This window comes from Pseudomonas sp. Tav-5-1A (assembly GCF_055755055.1).
In genome coordinates this window covers 2,478,829-2,500,378 of record NZ_CM146901.1, presented here as the reverse complement: position 1 = coordinate 2,500,378, position 21,550 = coordinate 2,478,829, and the positions used below count along the sequence as shown (strand labels likewise).

At 61.8% G+C, this 21,550-nt stretch carries 15 protein-coding genes, 2 tRNA genes, 3 rRNA genes and 1 pseudogene; 8 read left to right on the top strand and 13 right to left on the bottom strand.

Translation table 11 applies throughout. The annotated features are described in order from the left end of the window. Positions 1 to 68 precede the first annotated feature (68 nt). The 7 genes from mrdA to AC0J42_RS11395 form a co-directional block, all read right to left on the bottom strand. A complete protein-coding gene (mrdA, locus tag AC0J42_RS11425; RefSeq protein ID WP_473006212.1) occupies positions 69 to 1,997 on the bottom strand; it encodes a penicillin-binding protein 2 in 1,929 nt (642 codons plus the stop codon). 324 nt (positions 1,998 to 2,321) lie between these two features. After that, complete coding sequence (locus AC0J42_RS11420) at positions 2,322 to 3,023, bottom strand: GntR family transcriptional regulator (protein ID WP_473006211.1); 702 nt, start codon at positions 3,021 to 3,023, stop codon at positions 2,322 to 2,324. Positions 3,024 to 3,053: 30 nt separating this feature from the next. Beyond that, positions 3,054 to 4,142 carry an AI-2E family transporter gene (locus AC0J42_RS11415; RefSeq protein WP_416423662.1) on the bottom strand — a complete coding sequence of 363 codons (1,089 nt, stop codon included), beginning with the start codon at positions 4,140 to 4,142 and terminating at the stop codon, positions 3,054 to 3,056. 72 nt (positions 4,143 to 4,214) lie between these two features. Further along, positions 4,215 to 5,534, bottom strand: coding sequence for an ATP-binding protein (locus AC0J42_RS11410; protein ID WP_416423661.1), 1,320 nt, complete (start codon positions 5,532 to 5,534; stop codon positions 4,215 to 4,217). Further along, positions 5,531 to 6,199: a response regulator transcription factor gene (locus tag AC0J42_RS11405; RefSeq protein WP_416423660.1), complete on the bottom strand. Its 669-nt coding sequence runs from the start codon at positions 6,197 to 6,199 to the stop codon at positions 5,531 to 5,533. The genes AC0J42_RS11410 and AC0J42_RS11405 overlap by 4 nt, the downstream gene beginning before the upstream one ends. Then, positions 6,199 to 6,507 (bottom strand): PepSY domain-containing protein, encoded by a 309-nt coding sequence (locus AC0J42_RS11400; protein WP_416423659.1) that lies wholly within the window; start codon positions 6,505 to 6,507, stop codon positions 6,199 to 6,201. The genes AC0J42_RS11405 and AC0J42_RS11400 overlap by 1 nt, the downstream gene beginning before the upstream one ends. After that, entirely contained in the window at positions 6,507 to 6,815 is a 309-nt protein-coding gene (locus tag AC0J42_RS11395) for a PepSY domain-containing protein (RefSeq protein WP_473006210.1), read from the bottom strand. Before AC0J42_RS11395 ends, AC0J42_RS11400 begins: the two co-directional genes overlap by 1 nt. A 212-nt stretch (positions 6,816 to 7,027) precedes the next feature. Between AC0J42_RS11395 and AC0J42_RS11390 the strand changes: the two genes are divergently transcribed. The 4 genes and pseudogenes from AC0J42_RS11390 to AC0J42_RS11375 all read left to right on the top strand — a co-directional run bounded on the left by AC0J42_RS11390 (position 7,028) and on the right by AC0J42_RS11375 (position 10,387). Next, positions 7,028 to 8,107 carry a patatin-like phospholipase domain-containing protein gene (locus AC0J42_RS11390; protein ID WP_473006209.1) on the top strand — a complete coding sequence of 360 codons (1,080 nt, stop codon included), beginning with the start codon at positions 7,028 to 7,030 and terminating at the stop codon, positions 8,105 to 8,107. Positions 8,108 to 8,167: 60 nt separating this feature from the next. Then, the gene (gene queD / locus AC0J42_RS11385) at positions 8,168 to 8,524 is read left to right on the top strand and encodes a 6-carboxytetrahydropterin synthase QueD (RefSeq protein ID WP_416423656.1); all 357 of its coding nucleotides are present in this window, start codon (positions 8,168 to 8,170) and stop codon (positions 8,522 to 8,524) included. A gap of 240 nt (positions 8,525 to 8,764) precedes the next feature. Continuing rightward, positions 8,765 to 9,478, top strand: a pseudogene (locus AC0J42_RS11380) (Tar ligand binding domain-containing protein); the annotation flags it as partial. A gap of 45 nt (positions 9,479 to 9,523) precedes the next feature. Continuing rightward, positions 9,524 to 10,387 (top strand): methyl-accepting chemotaxis protein, encoded by an 864-nt coding sequence (locus tag AC0J42_RS11375; RefSeq protein WP_416427582.1) that lies wholly within the window; start codon positions 9,524 to 9,526, stop codon positions 10,385 to 10,387. Between the two features lie 243 nt (positions 10,388 to 10,630). Here AC0J42_RS11375 and rrf read toward each other — a convergent pair. The 5 genes from rrf to AC0J42_RS11350 form a co-directional block, all read right to left on the bottom strand. Beyond that, positions 10,631 to 10,746: ribosomal RNA gene (gene rrf, locus AC0J42_RS11370) — 5S ribosomal RNA — on the bottom strand. A 142-nt stretch (positions 10,747 to 10,888) separates the two neighbouring features. Next, positions 10,889 to 13,780: ribosomal RNA gene (locus tag AC0J42_RS11365) — 23S ribosomal RNA — on the bottom strand. A gap of 215 nt (positions 13,781 to 13,995) precedes the next feature. Further along, positions 13,996 to 14,071: transfer RNA gene (locus tag AC0J42_RS11360), tRNA-Ala, on the bottom strand. A 10-nt stretch (positions 14,072 to 14,081) separates the two neighbouring features. Next, positions 14,082 to 14,158 (bottom strand) — tRNA-Ile (locus tag AC0J42_RS11355). Positions 14,159 to 14,242: 84 nt separating this feature from the next. Next, a 16S ribosomal RNA gene (locus tag AC0J42_RS11350) occupies positions 14,243 to 15,779 on the bottom strand. Together the 16S, 23S and 5S rRNA genes with 2 tRNA genes alongside form the textbook arrangement of a ribosomal RNA operon. 945 nt (positions 15,780 to 16,724) lie before the next feature. Here AC0J42_RS11350 and rhtA point away from each other — a divergent pair. The 4 genes from rhtA (at position 16,725) to AC0J42_RS11330 (ending at position 19,549) form a co-directional block, all read left to right on the top strand. Continuing rightward, positions 16,725 to 17,612 (top strand): threonine/homoserine exporter RhtA, encoded by an 888-nt coding sequence (gene rhtA, locus AC0J42_RS11345; protein ID WP_473006208.1) that lies wholly within the window; start codon positions 16,725 to 16,727, stop codon positions 17,610 to 17,612. A 182-nt stretch (positions 17,613 to 17,794) separates the two neighbouring features. Then, positions 17,795 to 18,076: a hypothetical protein gene (locus AC0J42_RS11340; protein WP_416423654.1), complete on the top strand. Its 282-nt coding sequence runs from the start codon at positions 17,795 to 17,797 to the stop codon at positions 18,074 to 18,076. Between the two features lie 105 nt (positions 18,077 to 18,181). Further along, positions 18,182 to 18,922 carry an SDR family oxidoreductase gene (locus AC0J42_RS11335; protein ID WP_473006207.1) on the top strand — a complete coding sequence of 247 codons (741 nt, stop codon included), beginning with the start codon at positions 18,182 to 18,184 and terminating at the stop codon, positions 18,920 to 18,922. A gap of 30 nt (positions 18,923 to 18,952) precedes the next feature. Then, the gene (locus tag AC0J42_RS11330; protein ID WP_416423652.1) at positions 18,953 to 19,549 is read left to right on the top strand and encodes a 2-hydroxychromene-2-carboxylate isomerase; all 597 of its coding nucleotides are present in this window, start codon (positions 18,953 to 18,955) and stop codon (positions 19,547 to 19,549) included. Positions 19,550 to 19,606: 57 nt separating this feature from the next. On the opposite strand, the gene AC0J42_RS11325 is transcribed toward AC0J42_RS11330, so the two are convergent. Beyond that, complete coding sequence (locus AC0J42_RS11325) at positions 19,607 to 21,415, bottom strand: aminopeptidase P family protein (protein ID WP_473006206.1); 1,809 nt, start codon at positions 21,413 to 21,415, stop codon at positions 19,607 to 19,609. Positions 21,416 to 21,550 lie beyond the last annotated feature (135 nt).

Here is a 21,550-nt window from a genome sequence, read left to right as displayed (position 1 = left end):
CGGCCAAAGGCCGCGTCCCCCGGCACCGCGGTATGCCAGGGGACGCGGCCTTTGGCCGCTGCTACAGGTTATGCTGGGGAGTGCTTGGGGTGCAGCGGCGCTGCCGCCACCGGGTCGGCCTTGGCCGGCGGCGTGGGGTTGGCGTACTCAGGCTTGAGGTGGCCGTTCTGGTCCAGCAGCCAGGCGTCCATGATCTGCCGCACCACCGGGCCTGCGACCCGGCCGCCGGCCTCACCGTTCTCGATCATCACCGACACCACGATCTTCGGGTGTTCGGCCGGCGCAAAGCCGACGAACAAGGCGTTGTCGCGGTTGCGTTCCAGGGTTTTCAGGCGGTTGTAGCGCTCGCCCTGCTTGATCGCCACCACCTGCGCGGTACCACTCTTGCCGGCGATGCGGTACTGCGCGCCCTGGGCGGCGGCACGGGCGATACCCCGCGGATCGTGCATCACCATCTGCATGCCGTGGTTCACCTGCTCCCAGTACTGCGGGTTGCGCAGCACGATGTTGGGCATCGGGTTCTCGTCCACCGGCGCCACGCCGCCGACGGTCTCGGCCAGGTGCGGCCGGCGCCACACGCCCTTGGCGGCGATCAGGCTGGTGGCCTGGGCCAGCTGCAGTGGGGTGACCTGCATGTAGCCCTGGCCAATCCCCAGGATCAGCGTTTCACCCGGGAACCAGGCCTGGCGGCGGGTGGCGCGCTTCCACGCCGGGGACGGCATCAGCCCTGGCGCTTCTTCGTACATGTCCATGGACACTTTCTGGCCCAGGCCGAAGCGGGTCATGTAGTCGTGCAGGCGGTCCACGCCCAGCTTGTGCGCCAGGTCGTAGAAGTAGGTGTCGTTGGAACGCATGATGGCCGCGTCCATGTCCACCCAGCCGTCACCGCTGTGGTTCCAGTTGCGGTATTTGTGGTCGTAGTTGGGCAGTTCGTAGTAACCGGGGTCGAACACCCGCGACTGGGCGGTGGTGGCGCCGCTGTCGAGGCCGGCGATGGCCACTTCCGGCTTGATGGTCGAGCCGGGGGCGTACAGGCCGCGCAGGGCGCGGTTGAACAGCGGTCGGTCGATGGAGTCGCGCAGGCTGGCGTACTGCTTGAAGCTGATGCCGGTGACGAACAGGTTCGGGTCGAACGCCGGCTTGCTGACCATGGCCAGCACCTCGCCGGTGTCCGGGTCGATGCACACCACCGAGCCACGACGGTCGCCCAGGGCATCCTCGGCAGCCTGCTGCAGGTGCGCGTCCAGGCTCAGCACGATGTTTTTGCCGGCCACCGGATCGGTGTGCTTGAGCACGCGCATCACCCGGCCCTGGGCGTTGGTTTCCACTTCCTCGTAGCCCACGTGGCCGTGCAGTTCGGCCTCGTAGAAGCGCTCGATGCCGGTCTTGCCCACCGACTGGGTACCGCGGTACTCGGTCTGGTCGAGGGTCTTGGCCTCTTTCTCGTTGATACGGCCCACGTAGCCCACCGAATGGGCGAAGTGCGTGCCCAGCGGGTATTCGCGCACGAACTGCGCTTCCACGTCGATGCCCGGCAGCAGGTACTGGTTCACCGCGATCTTGGCGATCTGGTCCTCGGTCAGCTCGTACATCAGCGTCACGGGCTCGAAGGGGTGGCGCACGCGCTTGAGTTCCTTGTCGAACTGCTTGCGGTCATCTTCGGTGAGCCCGAGGATCTGCACCACTTCGTCCAGCACATGGCGGTAGTCCCCTGCCCGCTCGCGGGTCAGGGTCATGTTGAAGCTGGGCCGGTTGGTGGCCAGCACCACGCCGTTGCGGTCGTAGATCACCCCGCGCTCCGGCGGAATGGGCAACACGTGGACGCGGTTGTTCTCGGAAATGGTGGAGTGGTAGGCGAATTCGATGACCTGCAGGAAATACAGGCGGCCCACCAGGGCCAGGGCCAGGGCCAGCACAAAGACCGCACAGGCGATAAGGCGCCGATTGACCAGGCGCTTCTCTTTTTCGTGGTCTTTCAGGGGAATGGGTTGTGGCATTAAACCGCTCTGACGACAAAAAAATTAAAAAAGCAGCAGTCCCCGAACACCTCGACACGCCTGCCCACGAAGGCAAACGCCGGTTTCAGGGGGTGAAACGCCCTCCGGGCGCGTAGGAAAAAGAAACAAATGCCGTAGGTAATGAGCACGGCGTGCGCGATGGTAACGAAAGCAGCCGGTCCGCCTCAAGGCTGATGTCCCGCGGCCCGACGTAGCGCCGCTGCGCGGGGCGCGATTATGCCGGGTGTGGTGCGGGCAGGAAAGTGAACAAAACCTGCCTGCCACGCCCACAAAGAAGGTTGATGGTGCGGGTGGAATAAGATTTCAGCCGCGCAGTACTTTGACCTGGTCGGAGGCGGCCTGGAACACCCGGGCGTAGCGCAGGGTGGCGTTGGCGTGCTCGCGCATCAAGGCCTCGGCGCGGGCGCCCTGCCCGCTGGCCAGGGCGTCGACGATGGAGTGGTGTTGCATGTGCGCGTAGTCGAAGCGACGGAATTCGTCCTTCAGGTTGTCGCAGTCAACCGCCAGCGCCGTCACCGAGGCGAACGGCATGTGGTCGTTGCGCTGCAGCGCGGCAGCGATGGCGGGGTTGCCGCTGCCCTGCAGGATGATCTGGTGGAAGCGCATGTTGAGGTCGTGGTACAGCTGCAGGTCGTCTTCGGTGACATGGCCCTTGGCGAAGATTTCATCGCCCTGCGCCAGGCACTGGCGCAGGGCGGCCAGCTCTTCGTCGCTGACGCCGCGTTCGGCGAACTGCCGCGCTGCCAGCCCTTCCAGCACCCCGCGCACCTCGATGGCGCCGGCGATGTCTTCCTCGCTGACCTTGCGCACCTGGTAGCCACGGGCGCCGTACTGCACCAGCAGGCCCTCCTGCTCCAGGGTACGGAAGGCAATGCGCACTGGCGTGCGCGACACGCCCAAGGCCTCGGCCACGGTGACTTCGAACACGCGCTCGCCCGCCGCGATCTCCCCCGCGGCGATCATCTTGCGCAGTGCAACCAATACCCTTTGTCCGGGTTTACTCATGAACACTCTGCCAAAAAAATTGGATCCTGCTCATGATACCCCAGAAGTTCCTGGATCCTGCGGCAAACGTACCTGTTTTTTGGTGGCGACGAAAATCGACCAACTGGACATGAACAGTGCCGCAATCAATGGCCCGATGACAAAGCCATTGAGCCCGAACACCGCCAACCCGCCCAGGGTCGACACCAGGATCAGGTAGTCGGGCATGCGCGTGTCCTTGCCCACCACGATGGGGCGCAGCACGTTGTCGACCATGCCGATCACCAGCAGGCCGTAGCCGGTCAGCAAGGCGCCCTGCCAGAGGGCGCCATTGAGCAGGAAGAACACCGCCACCGGCGCCCACACCACGCCCGCGCCCACGGCCGGCAGCAGCGACATGAAGGCCATGACAACGGCCCACAGCAAGGCGCTGGGGATGTCGAGGAACCAGAAGATCAGACCGCCCAAGGCGCCCTGCACCACCGCCATCAGCAGGTTGCCCTTCACCGTGGCGCGTACCACGCGGTTGAACTTGAGCTGCAGCCGGCGTTTCTGCTGTTCGGCCAGGGGCACGGCGTTGCGCACCCGGCGCACCAGGTCCGGGCCATCGCGCAGGAAGAAGAACAGCAGGTACAGCATGATGCCGAAGCTGATGATGAAGTCGAAGGTACCCTGGCCGAAGCTGAAGGCCTGGGAGGCCAGGTACTGGCTGCCCTGCATCGCCCATTTGCTGATCTTGTCGCGCAGGCCTTCGAGGTTGCCCATGCCCATGCGGTCGGCCAGGTGTTGCAGCGACGCTGGCAAGGCGTGCTTGAATTGGGTGATGTAGCCGGCGATGTCCAGTTCACCGCTTTCGATGTTCTTGTACAGCCCGGTGCCCTCCTGCACCAGCAGCGCACTGACGATGATCACCGGGATAATGGCGATTACCAGGCAGATCAACAGCGTGGCCAGGGCGGCCAGGTTGGGGTTGCGGTTGAATTTGAGCTTGAGGCGCCGCTGCAGCGGCGCGAAGACGATGCCGAGGATGACGGCCCAGAAGATCGCCCCGTAGAAGGGCAGCATGATCCAGATGAACGCCAGGGTGACCAGGGTCAGCAGCACCATCAGTGCCTTGTGTTGCAGCAGGGTTTCGTTCATGTCCGGTCCATGTCAGGTCACGCGGTGCGGCAACGGCCGCACAGGTGTTAGGCAACGGATCGCGGCGAGAATTCAGGCGCTGCGCCGGGGCAGGCCGATGCGCACGCGCAGGCCGCCCTGGGGGCTGGCGAGCAACGCCAGGGTGCCGCCCCAGGCGTCGACGATGTCGCGGACGATGCCCAGGCCCAGGCCGTGGCCACTGACCTGCTCGTCCAGCCGCGAACCGCGGTTCAGCACCGCGTCGCGCTGGGCCTGGGGGATGCCGGGGCCGTCGTCGTCCACCTCCAGCACATAGCCGCGCGGGCTGCTGGTGAGGGTCAGGCGCACCTCGCTATCGGCCCACTTGCAGGCGTTGTCCAGCAGGTTGCCCAGCACTTCCAGCAGGTCCTCGCGGTCCCACGGCAGCTTGAGGCCCGGCGGCTGGCTGCAGCTGATGAGCAACTCCTGGCCATGAATCATGCGCAGGGTGGCCAGTAGGCCAGGCAGCTCGGTGGCGCAGTCGAACAGCTCGCCGGGCAAGGCATCGCCGGCCAGGCGCGCGCGGTTGAGCTCGCGGCCCAGGCGCTGCTCGATCTGCTCCAGCTGTTCGCGCAGCGCCCTGGCCAGTTCGGGGTGGGCCGCCAGGCGTTCCCCCGCCACCAGGCTGAACAGCACCGCCATCGGCGTCTTCAGCGCATGCCCCAGGTTGCCCAGGGCATGCCGTGAGCGGCGCAGGCTGTCTTCGGTATGAGCCAGCAGGTGGTTGATCTGCGCCACCAGGGGTTCCAGCTCCAGCGGCACCTGGGTGTCGAGTTGCGAGCGCTGGCCCTGCTGCAGCTGGGCGATCTGTTCGCGCGCACGCTCCAGCGGCCGCAGCGCCCGTTTTACCGTGACCCGTTGCAGCACCAGGATCAGCAGCAGCGCCCCCAGGCCCATGGCCAAGCCGATCTGCTGCATGCGCTGGAAGCTGGCGCGCACCGGCGTGTAGTCCTGGGCCACGCTGATGGACAGCGACTGGCCCAGGCGCTTGTAGTCCGAGCGCAGCACCAGCAGCAGTTGGCCCTCGGGGCCCAGGGTCAGGTTGGCGTGCAGCCCCGGCGCCTCGGGCTGGGCAAATTCCTGATCCCAGAGCGAGCGGGAGCGCCAGTGGCTGTCGGGAAAGTCGACACGGAAATAGTGGCCGGAGAACGGCCGCTCGTAGGCAGGCGAAATGCGCCGGTCGTCCAGCTGCAGGCCACTGGGGCCGCGCACCAGGGCCACCAGCAGGCTCTCGCTTTCATTGCGCAGGCCTGCCTCCAGGTAGCGTTGCAAGCCCACTTCGAACAGCCACAGGCTCAACTGCGCCACCGCCACGCCGACCACCACCAGCACGCTGATGAGCCCGACGCTGAGGCGCCCCTGGATCGACTTCATCCGCCGCCGGCGCCGAACAGGTAGCCCTGGCCACGGCGGGTTTCGATCACGGCGCGGCCCAGCTTGCGGCGCAGGTGGTTGACGTGCACTTCCAGCACGTTGGAGTCGCGCTCGGTCTCGCCGTCATACAGGTGCTCGGCCAGGTGGCCCTTGGAGAGGATCTGCCCGGGGTGCAGCATGAAATAGCGCAACAGGCGAAACTCCGCTGCCGTCAGTTGCACCTCTGCCCCCGCCTGGTTCACGCACTGGCGGCCCTCGTCCAGTTGCAAGCCGGCGGCCTGCAGCGTGGGCTGGTTGCTCAGGCCGCGGGCGCGGCGCAGCAGCCCCTGCACCCGCAGGTGCAGTTCCTCGGGGTGAAACGGCTTGGTCAGGTAGTCGTCGGCGCCGGCCTTCAGGCCTTCGATGCGTTCGGCCCACGAGCCCCGCGCCGTGAGAATCAACACCGGGGTGGCCTGCCGCGCCGCGCGCCATTGCGCCAATACATCAAGGCCGGGCAAGCCGGGCAGGCCCAGGTCGAGGATGATCAGGTCATAGGGCTCGACCGCGCCCTGGTAGGCAGCGTCGCGGCCGTCAGCCAGCCAGTCCACGGCGTAACCCTGGGCCTTGAGGCCGGCGGCCAGCTCGTCGGCCAGTGGCACGTTGTCTTCAACCAGCAGCAGGCGCATCAGTCGTCTTCCTCATCCTTGCGCAGGTGGCCGGTGGCCGCCTCCAGCTCGATCTCGCGCACCACGCCGTCGCGGGTCAGCAGTTCCACTTCGTAGGTATACACGCCGTCATCTTCTTCCAGCTCGGCCTGCAGCAGCTTGGCCCCCGGGTAGCGCTGCAGCGCTTTCTCCAGCAGCTGTTCCAGGGGCAGGATGACGCCGGCCTGGCGCAGCCGCAAGGCTTCATCCTGGCTCAGGTCATGGGCGTGGGCGAAGGTACAGCAGGCGGCCAGGGCCAACAGCAGGCCTGGCCGGGTCATCACGTTCATCAGGTGTCCTGGTGGTCCTTGAGGATTTCGCCGGTGGCGGCGTCCAGTTCGAGGTCCCATTCGACGCCCTTGGCGTCGCGCAGTTCAACCTGATACAGGTGCTTGCCGTAGGACTCCTCAAGCTCGGTCTCCTTGACCGTGGCGCCGGGGTGGCGGCCGATGGCGGCGGCGTTGAGCTTCTCGAACGACTGGATGGTGCCGGCGTCGCGCAGGCGCAGTGCCTCGTCGGGGCCCAGGTCACGGGCCTGGGTGGCAGTGGCGCAAAGGCCCAGGGTGATGGCGGCGGTGAAGGCAGTGAAATGGTTCATGGGCGGCTCCGTTATCAGTCAAGTGTGTACGGAGCAGAGGCTAACCGGAACAACTTAATTGAAACTGAAATTGAATGGCCATCATGGTAGCGGACGAAGGGAAGCGTGTCGGCAGGGCAAAGGCAACGAGTTATGTAGGACGTTTCGCGGGGTTGCGCGTTTGCATGCACTCGCCACGCGGGGTAAATTTCGGCGTCCGTCACGAGGTTCCCATGAGCGCCATCCACATCAAGTCCCCTTCCCTGTGCATCAAGGCCGGCACCCAGGCCATGGCGCGGATTCGCCAGCGCGGCCTGCAGCCCGCAGACGTCGGCATCCTGCCGGGCGCCGCGGGCGGCCCCAAGGCGTTGGGCATACAGGGGCTGGACCTGGCGCTGTTCGGTGACTGGCTGCCCCGGGCGGTGCGCGAGCGCTCGCTGATCGGCGCGTCCATCGGTTCCTGGCGTTTCGCCAGCGCCTGCCTGCCCGACCCGGTGCAAGGCCTGCGCCTGCTGGGGCGCCTTTATAACGAGCAGAGCTTCGCCAAGGGCGTGACCATGGCCGAGGTCAGCCACAGCTGCCACCGCATGCTCGATGAACTGCTGGCCGGCCAGGACGCGCGCATCCTCGACAACGCCCATTACCGCCTCAACGTGATGGTGGTGCGTAGCCACGGCCGCCTGGCCCATGACCACCGCGGCCACCTGGGGCTGGGCCTGGGCTCGGTGATCGCCGACAACCTGCTGGGCCGCGCGCGCCTGTCCCGGCATTTCGAGCGGGTGATCCTGCATGACCAGCGCCTGGCGCCGCCACTGCACGCGCTGACCGATTTCCCCTCGCGCTGCCTGCCCTTGAACACCGGCAACCTGCGCCAGGCGTTGCTGGCGTCGGGCTCGATTCCCATGGTGATGGAGGGCGTGCGTGACATTCCGGGGGCCGGGCCCGGCACCTTCCGCGACGGCGGCTTGCTGGACTATCACCTGGACCTGCCCTACAGCGGCGACGACCTGGTGCTGTACCCGCACTTCACCGACAAGGTCATCCCCGGCTGGTTCGACAAGACCCTGCCCTGGCGGCGCGGCGATGCCCAGCGCTTGCGCAACGTGGTGTTGCTGGCGCCGTCGCCGCAGTACCTGGCCGGCCTGCCCTACGGCAAGCTGCCCGACCGCAGTGACTTCAAGCGTTTCATGGGGCAGGACGAGGCACGCCAGGCCTACTGGCGCACCGCCATGGCTGAAAGCCAGCGCCTGGGCGACGAGTTCCTGGAGCTGGTGGAGACGGGCCGGCTGGGTGATGTGCTGCAGCCCCTCTGACACCCGGGTCAGGTTACTGGTAGACTAGGTGATTGCATTGGCTTTTCGGGTTTTAGACACGTGGAAATTTTTAAAGAGTTTACGTTCGAATCGGCTCACCGCCTGCCACATGTCCCTGAAGGGCATAAATGCGGCCGCCTGCATGGCCACTCGTTCAAGGTTGCGCTGCACCTGACCGGCCCGGTTGACCCGCACACCGGTTGGATTCGCGACTTCTCGGAAATCAAGGCGATCTTCAAGCCGCTGTACGAGCAACTGGACCACAACTACCTGAACGACATCCCTGGCCTGGAAAACCCGACCAGCGAAGTGTTGGCCAAGTGGATCTGGCAACAGGTGAAGCCGTTGCTGCCGGAACTGTCGAAGGTGCGCATCCACGAGACCTGCACCAGCGGCTGCGAGTACTACGGCGACTGATTAATACCGTTGTTGAAAAACCACCTGCGGGTGGTTTTTTTATGCCCGTTGCGCGGCAATCTGTCGCAGTTTTGGCCGGTTATCGCCCACTACCCGGCTGGCCGACCTAAAGAGTGGCCACATGCTATCGATATAAAGGACAGCGGATCAATCTGACAAAAACAATCCAGATGCGCTTGTCTCCCCCTTCCGGGATGAGTGAAGAGTCCGCGCCCGCTCTCGATCCCTGGAGTTGATCGCATGTTTCGTCACCTCAGCATTCGCACTAGCATGTGCGGCATCCTGGCCCTCTTCGTGTCTGCCCTGCTGTTTTCCACTGTGAGCGCCTGGCGCAACGCCGAGCAGAGCGACGCCCAGGTGCAGGAATTGCACCGCACCGCGTTGCAGGCAGACCGCTTGAACAACGCCCTGCTGCTGGCCATCCGTACCAGCGCCAACGTGTCTTCGGCTTTCCTGGAAAACCTGGGTGGCCAGCACGAAGCGTCCACCACCCGCCTGGCGCGCTCCGAGGAGATCTGGCAACAGTCGGCGCAACTGGTCGACCATTTCGGCCAGACCCTGGAACCGCAGAACACCGCGCTGGGACTGCAGCTGGAGCAATCCTTCGTGGCCTACGGCAAAACCATCGAAGGCCAACGCGCTGCCGCCCGCGCCGGCGACCTGGGCGCCTATTTCACCGTGAACCAGCAGGCGGCTTCCGCCATGGGCGCGTTGCAGGAGCAGCGCAACGCATTGATGAAGGCGCTCAATGACCGCAGCGAGGCCTTGATGGTGCTGACCGATTCGCGCTTGCAGCAGGCCAAGACCATGGCCGTGTTGCTGCTGGTGATTACCTTGCTGCTGGCCGCCAGTTGCTGGACCTTTATCGCCGCACGGGTGCTGCGCCCTCTCAGCCTGGCTGGGCAACACTTCAAGCGCATCGCCGCTGGCGACCTGCGTGAGCCCATCGTGGTGAGCAGCCGCAACGAGATTGGCGAGCTGTTTGCCGAACTGAGCCGCATGCAGGACAGCCAGCGCCAGACCATCGCCCATATCAGCGCCTCGGCCCAGCAACTGGCCGATGCCGCGCAACAGTTGACCACGGTCACCGAGGAATCGAACCGCGGCGTGCAGCAGCAGGACCAGGAACTGGAGCAGGCAGCCACCGCCGTGACCGAAATGACTACGGCGGTGGAAGAAGTGGCGCGCAACGCGGTGTCGACCTCCCAGGCGGCGGAGGCCTCCAACGCGCTTTCCCATCAGAGCCGCCAGCAGGTGCAGGACACCATTGACGGCACCCACGCCATGGCCGCCGACATTCAGGGCAGCGCCGAGTTGATCCAGCAACTGGCTGGCGAGACGCGGGAAATTGGCAAGGTGCTGGACGTGATCCGCGCGGTGTCCGAACAGACCAACCTGCTCGCGCTGAACGCTGCCATCGAAGCGGCCCGCGCCGGTGAAGCAGGCCGTGGCTTCGCGGTGGTGGCGGACGAGGTGCGCACCCTCGCCCACCGCACCCAGGAATCCACGCGTGAAATCGAACAGATGATCGTACGGTTGCAGACCGGGACCGAGGCAGCGGTGAACTCCATGCGTTCGAGCACCGAGAAAGCCCAGGTAAACCTCACCTTGACCCAGGCGTGCGGAGAGGTGCTGGAGCAGATCTACAGCGCCATCAGCGAGATCAACGAACGCAACCTGGTGATTGCCAGCGCAGCCCAGGAACAATCCCACGTGGCGCGGGAAGTGGACAGCAACCTGATCAATATCCGCAATTTGTCGTTGCAGTCATCGGAGGGGGCGACCCGTACCAGCGCGGCAAGCCGGCAGATGACCACGTTGGCGGAGGAGCTGACGGGGTTGGTGGCGCGGTTCAGGGCCTGAGTAAAGCGTTGCACAAGCCACCCACCGGGTGGCTTTTTTGTACCTTTGGTTTGCAGGGGTGCGTTACGCGGGGGCTTTGGACGCGGCCTTTGGGCGCTGCTACGGGGGCACGTGGGCGCCATGTCAGGTACACCGCACGTAGCAGCGGCCACAGGCCGCGTCCGAGGTTGCCGGAAATATTATTGAACGCCAGAAAAGACAAAACCCCCACCTGCCTTCGCAGATGGGGGTTTCGGAATTTAATCTTGACGATGACCTACTCTCACATGGGGAAACCCCACACTACCATCGGCGATGCATCGTTTCACTGCTGAGTTCGGGATGGGATCAGGTGGTTCCAATGCTCTATGGTCGTCAAGAAATTCTGTAGCCAGGATGCCCTTTGGGAGGCATTCCAGCGAATCGGGTATGTGATGGTATTTGTGAAATGCAAACTTTCGGTTCGTATCATCTTCACAACACCGCAATCTGGTCGTTCGACGCAAATTGCTTGGGTGTTATATGGTCAAGCCTCACGGGCAATTAGTATTGGTTAGCTCAACGCCTCACAGCGCTTACACACCCAACCTATCAACGTCGTAGTCTTCGACGGCCCTTTAGGGAACTCAAGGTTCCAGTGAGATCTCATCTTGAGGCAAGTTTCCCGCTTAGATGCTTTCAGCGGTTATCTTTTCCGAACATAGCTACCCGGCAATGCCACTGGCGTGACAACCGGAACACCAGAGGTTCGTCCACTCCGGTCCTCTCGTACTAGGAGCAGCCCCTCTCAAATCTCAAACGTCCACGGCAGATAGGGACCGAACTGTCTCACGACGTTCTAAACCCAGCTCGCGTACCACTTTAAATGGCGAACAGCCATACCCTTGGGACCGGCTTCAGCCCCAGGATGTGATGAGCCGACATCGAGGTGCCAAACACCGCCGTCGATATGAACTCTTGGGCGGTATCAGCCTGTTATCCCCGGAGTACCTTTTATCCGTTGAGCGATGGCCCTTCCATACAGAACCACCGGATCACTAAGACCTACTTTCGTACCTGCTCGACGTGTCTGTCTCGCAGTCAAGCGCGCTTTTGCCTTTATACTCTACGACCGATTTCCGACCGGTCTGAGCGCACCTTCGTACTCCTCCGTTACTCTTTAGGAGGAGACCGCCCCAGTCAAACTACCCACCATACACTGTCCTCGATCCGGATAACGGACCTGAGTTAGAACCTCAAAGTTGCCAGGGTGGTATTTCAAGGATGGCTCCACGCGAACTGGCGTCCACGCTTCAAAGCCTCCCACCTATCCTACACAAGCAAATTCAAAGTCCAGTGCAAAGCTATAGTAAAGGTTCACGGGGTCTTTCCGTCTAGCCGCGGATACACTGCATCTTCACAGCGATTTCAATTTCACTGAGTCTCGGGTGGAGACAGCGCCGCCATCGTTACGCCATTCGTGCAGGTCGGAACTTACCCGACAAGGAATTTCGCTACCTTAGGACCGTTATAGTTACGGCCGCCGTTTACCGGGGCTTCGATCAAGAGCTTCGCGTTAGCTAACCCCATCAATTAACCTTCCGGCACCGGGCAGGCGTCACACCCTATACGTCCACTTTCGTGTTTGCAGAGTGCTGTGTTTTTAATAAACAGTCGCAGCGGCCTGGTATCTTCGACCGGCATGGGCTTACGGAGCAAGTCCTTCACCCTCACCGGCGCACCTTCTCCCGAAGTTACGGTGCCATTTTGCCTAGTTCCTTCACCCGAGTTCTCTCAAGCGCCTTGGTATTCTCTACCCAACCACCTGTGTCGGTTTGGGGTACGGTTCCCGGTTATCTGAAGCTTAGAAGCTTTTCTTGGAAGCATGGCATCAACCACTTCGTCGCCTAAAGGCAACTCGTCATCAGCTCTCGGCCTTAGAATCCCGGATTTACCTAAGATTCCAGCCTACCACCTTAAACTTGGACAACCAACGCCAAGCTGGCCTAGCCTTCTCCGTCCCTCCATCGCAATAACCGGAAGTACAGGAATATTAACCTGTTTTCCATCGACTACGCTTTTCAGCCTCGCCTTAGGGACCGACTAACCCTGCGTCGATTAACGTTGCGCAGGAAACCTTGGTCTTTCGGCGTGGGTGTTTTTCACACCCATTGTCGTTACTCATGTCAGCATTCGCACTTCTGATACCTCCAGCAAGCTTCTCAACTCACCTTCACAGGCTTACAGAACGCTCCTCTACCGCATCACCCAAAGGTGATACCCGTAGCTTCGGTGCATGGTTTGAGCCCCGTTACATCTTCCGCGCAGGCCGACTCGACTAGTGAGCTATTACGCTTTCTTTAAAGGGTGGCTGCTTCTAAGCCAACCTCCTAGCTGTCTAAGCCTTCCCACATCGTTTCCCACTTAACCATGACTTTGGGACCTTAGCTGACGGTCTGGGTTGTTTCCCTTTTCACGACGGACGTTAGCACCCGCCGTGTGTCTCCCATGCTCGGCACTTGTAGGTATTCGGAGTTTGCATCGGTTTGGTAAGTCGGGATGACCCCCTAGCCGAAACAGTGCTCTACCCCCTACAGTGATACATGAGGCGCTACCTAAATAGCTTTCGAGGAGAACCAGCTATCTCCGAGCTTGATTAGCCTTTCACTCCGATCCACAGGTCATCCGCTAACTTTTCAACGGTAGTCGGTTCGGTCCTCCAGTCAGTGTTACCTAACCTTCAACCTGCCCATGGATAGATCGCCCGGTTTCGGGTCTATACCCAGCGACTAAACGCCCTATTAAGACTCGCTTTCGCTACGCCTCCCCTATTCGGTTAAGCTCGCCACTGAATATAAGTCGCTGACCCATTATACAAAAGGTACGCAGTCACAGAACAAGTCTGCTCCCACTGCTTGTACGCATACGGTTTCAGGATCTATTTCACTCCCCTCTCCGGGGTTCTTTTCGCCTTTCCCTCACGGTACTAGTTCACTATCGGTCAGTCAGTAGTATTTAGCCTTGGAGGATGGTCCCCCCATATTCAGACAAAGTTTCTCGTGCTCCGTCCTACTCGATTTCATGACTAAGAGATTTTCGCGTACAGGGCTATCACCCACTATGGCCGCACTTTCCAGAGCGTTCCGCTAATCTCAAAGCCACTTAAGGGCTGGTCCCCGTTCGCTCGCCACTACTAAGGGAATCTCGGTTGATTTCTTTTCCTCAGGGTACTTAGATGTTTCAGTTCCCCTGGTTCGCCTCTTGCACCTATGTATTCAGTACAAGATAACCATCTTATGATGGCTGGGTTCCCCCATTCAGACATCTCCGGATCACAGTCTGTTTGCCGACTCCCCGAAGCTTTTCGCAGGCTACCACGTCTTTCATCGCCTCTGACTGCCAAGGCATCCACCGTATGCGCTTCTTCACTTGACCATATAACCCCAAGCAATCTGGTTATACTGTGAAGACGACATTCGCCGAAAATTTGCAATACAATCACAAATTTTACCTTAGCCTGAATAAACACCAGTGAAAGTGCTATCCAGTCTATCTTTCTATCACATACCCAAATTTTTAAAGAACGATTCTGATAAAGTTCAGAAATCAACATTCGATGCGAATGCTCATTTCTAAGCTTTGTCGGTAGGTGGTGGAGCCAAGCGGGATCGAACCGCTGACCTCCTGCGTGCAAGGCAGGCGCTCTCCCAGCTGAGCTATGGCCCCAACAAGAAACTGGTGGGTCTGGGCAGATTCGAACTGCCGACCTCACCCTTATCAGGGGTGCGCTCTAACCAACTGAGCTACAGACCCAGTTAAGAGCTGTTACCGATATCGTCTTCTTCAATGAATCAAGCAATTCGTGTGGGAGCTCATGATACAGCTGATGTCGTCGATTAAGGAGGTGATCCAGCCGCAGGTTCCCCTACGGCTACCTTGTTACGACTTCACCCCAGTCATGAATCACACCGTGGTAACCGTCCCCCCGAAGGTTAGACTAGCTACTTCTGGTGCAACCCACTCCCATGGTGTGACGGGCGGTGTGTACAAGGCCCGGGAACGTATTCACCGCGACATTCTGATTCGCGATTACTAGCGATTCCGACTTCACGCAGTCGAGTTGCAGACTGCGATCCGGACTACGATCGGTTTTGTGAGATTAGCTCCACCTCGCGGCTTGGCAACCCTCTGTACCGACCATTGTAGCACGTGTGTAGCCCAGGCCGTAAGGGCCATGATGACTTGACGTCATCCCCACCTTCCTCCGGTTTGTCACCGGCAGTCTCCTTAGAGTGCCCACCATAACGTGCTGGTAACTAAGGACAAGGGTTGCGCTCGTTACGGGACTTAACCCAACATCTCACGACACGAGCTGACGACAGCCATGCAGCACCTGTCTCAATGTTCCCGAAGGCACCAATCCATCTCTGGAAAGTTCATTGGATGTCAAGGCCTGGTAAGGTTCTTCGCGTTGCTTCGAATTAAACCACATGCTCCACCGCTTGTGCGGGCCCCCGTCAATTCATTTGAGTTTTAACCTTGCGGCCGTACTCCCCAGGCGGTCAACTTAATGCGTTAGCTGCGCCACTAAAGACTCAAGGTCCCCAACGGCTAGTTGACATCGTTTACGGCGTGGACTACCAGGGTATCTAATCCTGTTTGCTCCCCACGCTTTCGCACCTCAGTGTCAGTATCAGTCCAGGTAGTCGCCTTCGCCACTGGTGTTCCTTCCTATATCTACGCATTTCACCGCTACACAGGAAATTCCACTACCCTCTACCATACTCTAGCTTGCCAGTTTTGGATGCAGTTCCCAGGTTGAGCCCGGGGATTTCACATCCAACTTAACAAACCACCTACGCGCGCTTTACGCCCAGTAATTCCGATTAACGCTTGCACCCTCTGTATTACCGCGGCTGCTGGCACAGAGTTAGCCGGTGCTTATTCTGGCGGTAACGTCAAAACAGCAAGGTATTAGCTTACTGCCCTTCCTCCCACCTTAAAGTGCTTTACAATCCGAAGACCTTCTTCACACACGCGGCATGGCTGGATCAGGCTTTCGCCCATTGTCCAATATTCCCCACTGCTGCCTCCCGTAGGAGTCTGGACCGTGTCTCAGTTCCAGTGTGACTGATCATCCTCTCAGACCAGTTACGGATCGTCGCCTTGGTGAGCCATTACCTCACCAACTAGCTAATCCGACCTAGGCTCATCTGATAGCGCAAGGCCCGAAGGTCCCCTGCTTTCTCCCGTAGGACGTATGCGGTATTAGCGTTCCTTTCGAAACGTTGTCCCCCACTACCAGGCAGATTCCTAGGCATTACTCACCCGTCCGCCGCTGAATCGAAGAGCAAGCTCTTCTCATCCGCTCGACTTGCATGTGTTAGGCCTGCCGCCAGCGTTCAATCTGAGCCATGATCAAACTCTTCAGTTCAATACTGCAATCGGGTTTTGAGAAAACCCTATAAACTTGGCTCAGCAATCGTTGGTTAAACCATGATTTCTCGTGGAGTAACTTATGATGCTGATAATCTTTTTGACTATCAGTCTGAGTCACAAGCACCCACACGAATTGCTTGATTCAATTGTTAAAGAGCGGTTGGTTGATTCTTTCGTCTCAACCGAGGCGCGCATTTTACGCTTTCCTCAGAGCCTGTCAAGCGTTTATTTTGAAGTTTTTCAGAGAATCTCTAACAACTTCAACCACTTGGCTCGCTTCGATCTCTCGTTAGCGGGAGGCGAATTCTACAGCAACTTGCGTTGCTGTCAACTGCCTTCTTCACCGCTTTCGACGTTAAGATCGAAACCTTTCGGAGCTGCTTACTTCGGTTAACTCGTTGAGTTTCAAGGAGTTTTCCGTTTCGGTTGCGCCGGAAGTGGGGCGAATTATAGAGAGATTTGGGGGCGGGTCAAGGGTTAATTTCGAGGAATTGTCTTTAGAGTCAAAAGCCTCCCCACATCCCACCGTATCAGGGCCGCCAGGTGCATGTCGGGAGAGGTTCAGGCCTCACGACATCGAGCGCCGCCCGCGCGGCGCATCGCGGCCAAGGCCGGCTCCTACATCTGTTGCAACGTGCCCCGCTATAGATAGGTGTTGCGCCTGGTCGCACCAACGCAGAGCTGCAGTGAACCAACAAGGCGGACACCACGATGGCACTGCCATGACTGGCCCGAAACAGATGTAGGAGCCGGGCTTGCCCGCGATGCGCCGCGCGGGCGGCGCTCGATCTCAAGGGCGCCAGAAAAACAACGACATGCACCTGGCGGCCCTAATGCAATCTCACGACATCCCCCTGCGCAATATATTGCCCAAACCCGATTTCCCCCCCATCATGCTCCCACCTGATCCCTTCTTCTATATAGACGGACCCACTCCGCGATGAACAACAAGACCCGCAGCCTGGCCTCCTCGCTGTTTCCCATCGGCCTGCTGCTGATTGCCATGGCCTCCATCCAGTCTGGCGCGTCGCTGGCCAAGACCATGTTCCCGGTGATCGGCGCCCAGGGCACGACCACCCTGCGGCTGATGTTCGCTGCGGTCATCATGGTGCTGCTGTTACGCCCCTGGCGTGCGACGCTGACGGCGCGCTCGCTGCTGACCGTGGTCATCTACGGCATTTCCCTGGGCGGGATGAACTTCCTCTTCTATATGGCACTGCGCAGCGTGCCGCTGGGGATCGCCGTGGCCCTGGAGTTCACCGGGCCGTTGGCGGTGGCGCTGTACGCCTCGCGCCGGCCGCTGGACTTCGTGTGGATCGCGCTGGCCGTGCTGGGCCTGATCCTGCTGATCCCCATGGGGGATGCCAAGGCCAGCCTCGACCTGACCGGCGTTGCCTACGCCCTGGGCGCCGGCGCCTGCTGGGCGCTGTATATCCTGTTCGGACAGAAGGCCGGCAATGACAACGGTATCCAGACCGCAGCCCTGGGCGTGGTGATCGCCGCGCTGTTCATCGCCCCCATCGGTATCGTGCACGCAGGTAGCGCGCTGCTCTCCCCTGCCCTGCTGCCCGTGGCGCTGGGGGTAGCGGTGTTGTCGACCGCCCTGCCCTACAGCCTGGAGATGGTGGCCCTCACCCGGTTGCCGGCGCGCACCTTCGGCACGCTGATGAGCATCGAACCGGCGTTTGGCGCGCTGTCCGGCCTGCTGTTCCTGCACGAAGTGCTGTCGCTCGCCCAATGGCTGGCGATCGCGGCCATCATTACCGCGTCCATCGGCGCCACCCTGACCATGCAACGCGAACCGCACCCTACGCCGGTGGCGGATTGAAGTGAAAATCGATACAGAAAAGTCGTCATTGGCAATTGCGGCAAAGGGCCAGCCCCTTTAGGCTGTAACCCTTCGACAAACTTGAAGTTTTTCGACCGTGACATGGAGGTCCAAAGCGGGTCAGGTGATAAGCCGATAATCAGACCTGGGCACTAGATCCGGGCATGCCACTAAGGACATCAATGAAACATTTGCTGATCATGGCAGCCATCCTGGCCATCGCCGGTTGCGCTGCCACTTCGCACACCTCCGTCAAGCACGGCAGGAAGGGGTTGCACATCAACTGCTCGGGCCTGTCCTCGTCGTGGGACAAGTGCTATCAGGCGGCGGCCGACGCCTGCGGCACCAAGGGCTACAAGGTGCTGGCCAAATCCGGCGACGCGGTCGAAGACCCGGGCGACTACCCGTTCGGCCTGAACCCGGCCGGCTACACCAGCCGCAGCATGATCGTCATCTGCAAGTAGCCCTGTGATATAGCGGATTCACCCTTCAGAAAGGGCCGGCCACTGGTTGCCGGCCCGCACGTCCCCGCCTAGGATCGTTCCATCGACAAACGAAGGAACCGCCCCATGGCTTCTGCTTCCGACAACAACAAAGTCGTGCTGGTGATCGGCGCCGGTGATGCCACCGGTGGCGCCATTGCCCGCCGTTTCGCCCGCGAAGGCTATATCGCCTGCGTGGTACGCCGCAGCGCCGACAAGCTGCAACCCCTGGTAGACAGCATCCGCGCCGACGGCGGCCAGGCCATTGGCTATGGCTGCGATGCGCGCAAGGAGGAAGACGTCATCGACCTGGTGGCGCGCATAGAACGCGAGGTGGGCGTCATCGAGGCCTACGTGTTCAACATCGGCGCCAACGTGCCCTGCAGCATCCTCGACGAAACCGCACGCAAGTATTTCAAGATCTGGGAAATGGCCTGTTTCTCGGCGTTCCTCACGGCCCGCGAGGTGGCCAAGCGCATGGTCGCCCGCAAGCGTGGCACCCTGCTGTTCACCGGCGCAACGGCCGGCACTCGCGGCGCCGCCCATTTCGCCGCGTTCGCCGGGGCCAAGCACGCGCTGCGGGCCCTGGCCCAGAGCATGGCCCGCGAGCTGGGCCCCATGAACCTGCACGTAGCCCACGTGATCGTCGACGGCGCCATCGACACCGAGTTCATCCGCACCCAGTTCCCCGAAAAGTACGCCGAGAAAGACCAGGACGGCATCCTCAACCCCGAGCACATCGCCGACAACTACTGGTTCCTGCACACCCAGCCACGGGACGCCTGGACCTTCGAGCTTGACCTGCGCCCCTGGGGCGAACGCTGGTAACTCACCCTCTACCCACCGGGAGCCACCATCATGACCAAGACCGTTGAGTTCTACTTCGACCTGGGCAGCCCCGCCAGCTACCTGGCCTGGACCCAGTTGCCCGCGTTGTGCGCCGAGACCGGCGGGCAGCTGGTGTACCACCCCATGTTGCTGGGTGGCGTGTTCAAGGCCACCGGCAATGCGTCGCCGGCGAGCATTCCGGCCAAGGGCCGCTACATGAACCGCGACCTGCAGCGCTACGCCGAGCGTTATCAGGTGCCGCTGCGCTTCAGTGCCCACTTCCCGATCAACACGCTACCGCTTATGCGCATGGTCACCGGCGTGCAGATGCGCCAGCCCGAGCGCTTTCTCAGCCTGCTGGACTGCCTGTTTTCGGCGCTGTGGGTACGCGGGCTGAACCTGGGCGACCCGGCCGTGGTGCAAGAGGTGCTGGAGGCCGATGGCTTTGACAGCCAGGCGTTGCAGGCGCTGGTGCTGGACGAAGCGGTGAAGGAACGGCTCAAGGACACCACCGAGCAGGCGCTGCAGCGCGGGGTGTTTGGCGCGCCGAGCCTGTTCGTTGACGATGAGTTGTACTTTGGCCAGGACCGGCTGGAGTTTGTGCGCGAGGCGTTGTTGCGCAATTGATGCGGAGGACGCGGCCTTTGGCCGCTGCTACGGGTTTCGCGTAGCAGCGGCCGCAGGTCAAACGGCCGCAGTACGGGCCTGCAGCCACGCCAGCGCCGCGCCTTCCACCAACGGCCCGACGCGCTCCAGCACCTGGCGGTGGTAGGCGTTCAGCCACTCACGTTCCTCGGCCGTCAGTTTTTCCACCAGCAGGCAGCGGGTGTCGATCGGGCACAGGGTCAAGGTCTCGAACTTGAGGAATTCGCCGAACTCGCTGCTGCCCGCGTCCTGGTTCATCGCCAGGTTCTCGATACGCACGCCCCACTGGCCCGGACGGTAGGTGCCCGGTTCGATCGAGGTGATCATGCCGGCCTGCATGGCCGTCTGCGGGCCTGGCGCCGCCTGGTAGGCGATGACCTGCGGGCCTTCGTGCACGTTCATGAAGTAGCCCACGCCATGGCCGGTGCCGTGACCGTAGTCGACGTTGTCGGCCCAGATCGGCGCACGGGCGATGGCGTCCAGCAGTGGCGACAGGATGCCCTTGGGGAAGCGCGCGCGGGACAGGGCGATGACGCCCTTGAGCACCCGCGTGCAATCCGCCTTCTGCGCGGTGGTAGGTGTGCCGACCGGCACCATGCGGGTGATGTCGGTGGTGCCGCCCAGGTACTGGCCGCCGGAGTCGATCAGCAGCAGGCCATCGCCCTGGATGACGGCGTGGGATTCATCCGTGGCGCGGTAGTGCGGCATGGCGCCGTTGGCGTTGAACGCGGCAATGGTGGCGAAGCTCAGCGAAACATAGTTCGGGCGGCGGGCACGGGCGGCGGTGAGGTGGGTGTCGACGTCCACTTCGGTGACCGTGCCCTGGGCCAATGCCGGCTCCAGCCAGGCGAAGAACTCGCACAAGGCCGCGCCGTCCTGCTCCATGGCCTGGCGAATATGCACCGCGTCGGCCTCGCTCTTGCGCGACTTGGCGAAGGTGCTCGGCGCAATGCCCTCCACCAGCACCACCTCGGCGCCCAGGTTGTCCAGCAGGCCACAGGTCACCTTCAGCGGGTCGACCAGCAGGCGCGCGCCGGCCGGCACTTCGGCCAGGGCGCCACCCACGTCGTGGTAGTCACGCAGGGTCACGCCTTCCGCGGCCAGGGTGCGCGCCAGCTCGGCGTCCACCTTGCCGGCGCCGACGAACAGCAAAGCCTGGTCCTGGCTGATCAGCGCGAACGACAGGAACACCGGGTTGTAGGACACGTCGCTGCCGCGCAGGTTGAACAGCCAGGCGATGTCATCGACCGTGGCGATGAAGTGCCAGTCGGCGCCACGCGCCTTCATCTCTGCACGCACGCCAGCGAGCTTGTCGGTGCGCGCGACCGTGGCGTAGGGCGGCAGGTGCGCATACACCGGCGCAGCCGGCAGAGCCTCGCGGTCGTGCCAGATCTCGCCCAGCAGGTCACGGTCGATACGCAAGGTGGCGCCGCGGCTGCGCAGCTTTTCGTCCAAGGTGCGGCGCGAAGCCAGGGCCATGACCGCGCCGTCCACCGCCGCCGTGCCGTTGTCCGGGGTGTTGTCGGCCAGCCACTCCAGCGGCCCCGGCTTGCCCGGCCCCAGTTTCACCAGTTCGATGCCGCTGCCCGCCAGTTCCTTCTCGGCCTGCTCCCAGTAACGGCTGTCGGCCCACAGGCCGGCGAACTGCTGGCTGACCACCAGGGTACCCACCGAACCATGGAAGCCGGACAGCCACTGGCGCCCCTGCCAGTAGCCGGGCAGGTACTCGGACAGGTGCGGGTCGGCGGATGGCACCAGCAGCGCATCGACGCCTTCGCGGGCCATCACCGCGCGGATTTGCGCCAGGCGGGCTGGCACCTGGTTAGGGGTTGAAGACTGCGTGCTCATGCTCACTCCTGCGGCCACGGTGTTCATCGTTATAAGAAGCCGATAATGAAGCAGCGCCGGCCGGCGGGCAACCGTGGCACTGCTTGCGGCATGTGTCCGGCTGTTCAGCGAACAACAGCGCTTCCACACAACCCG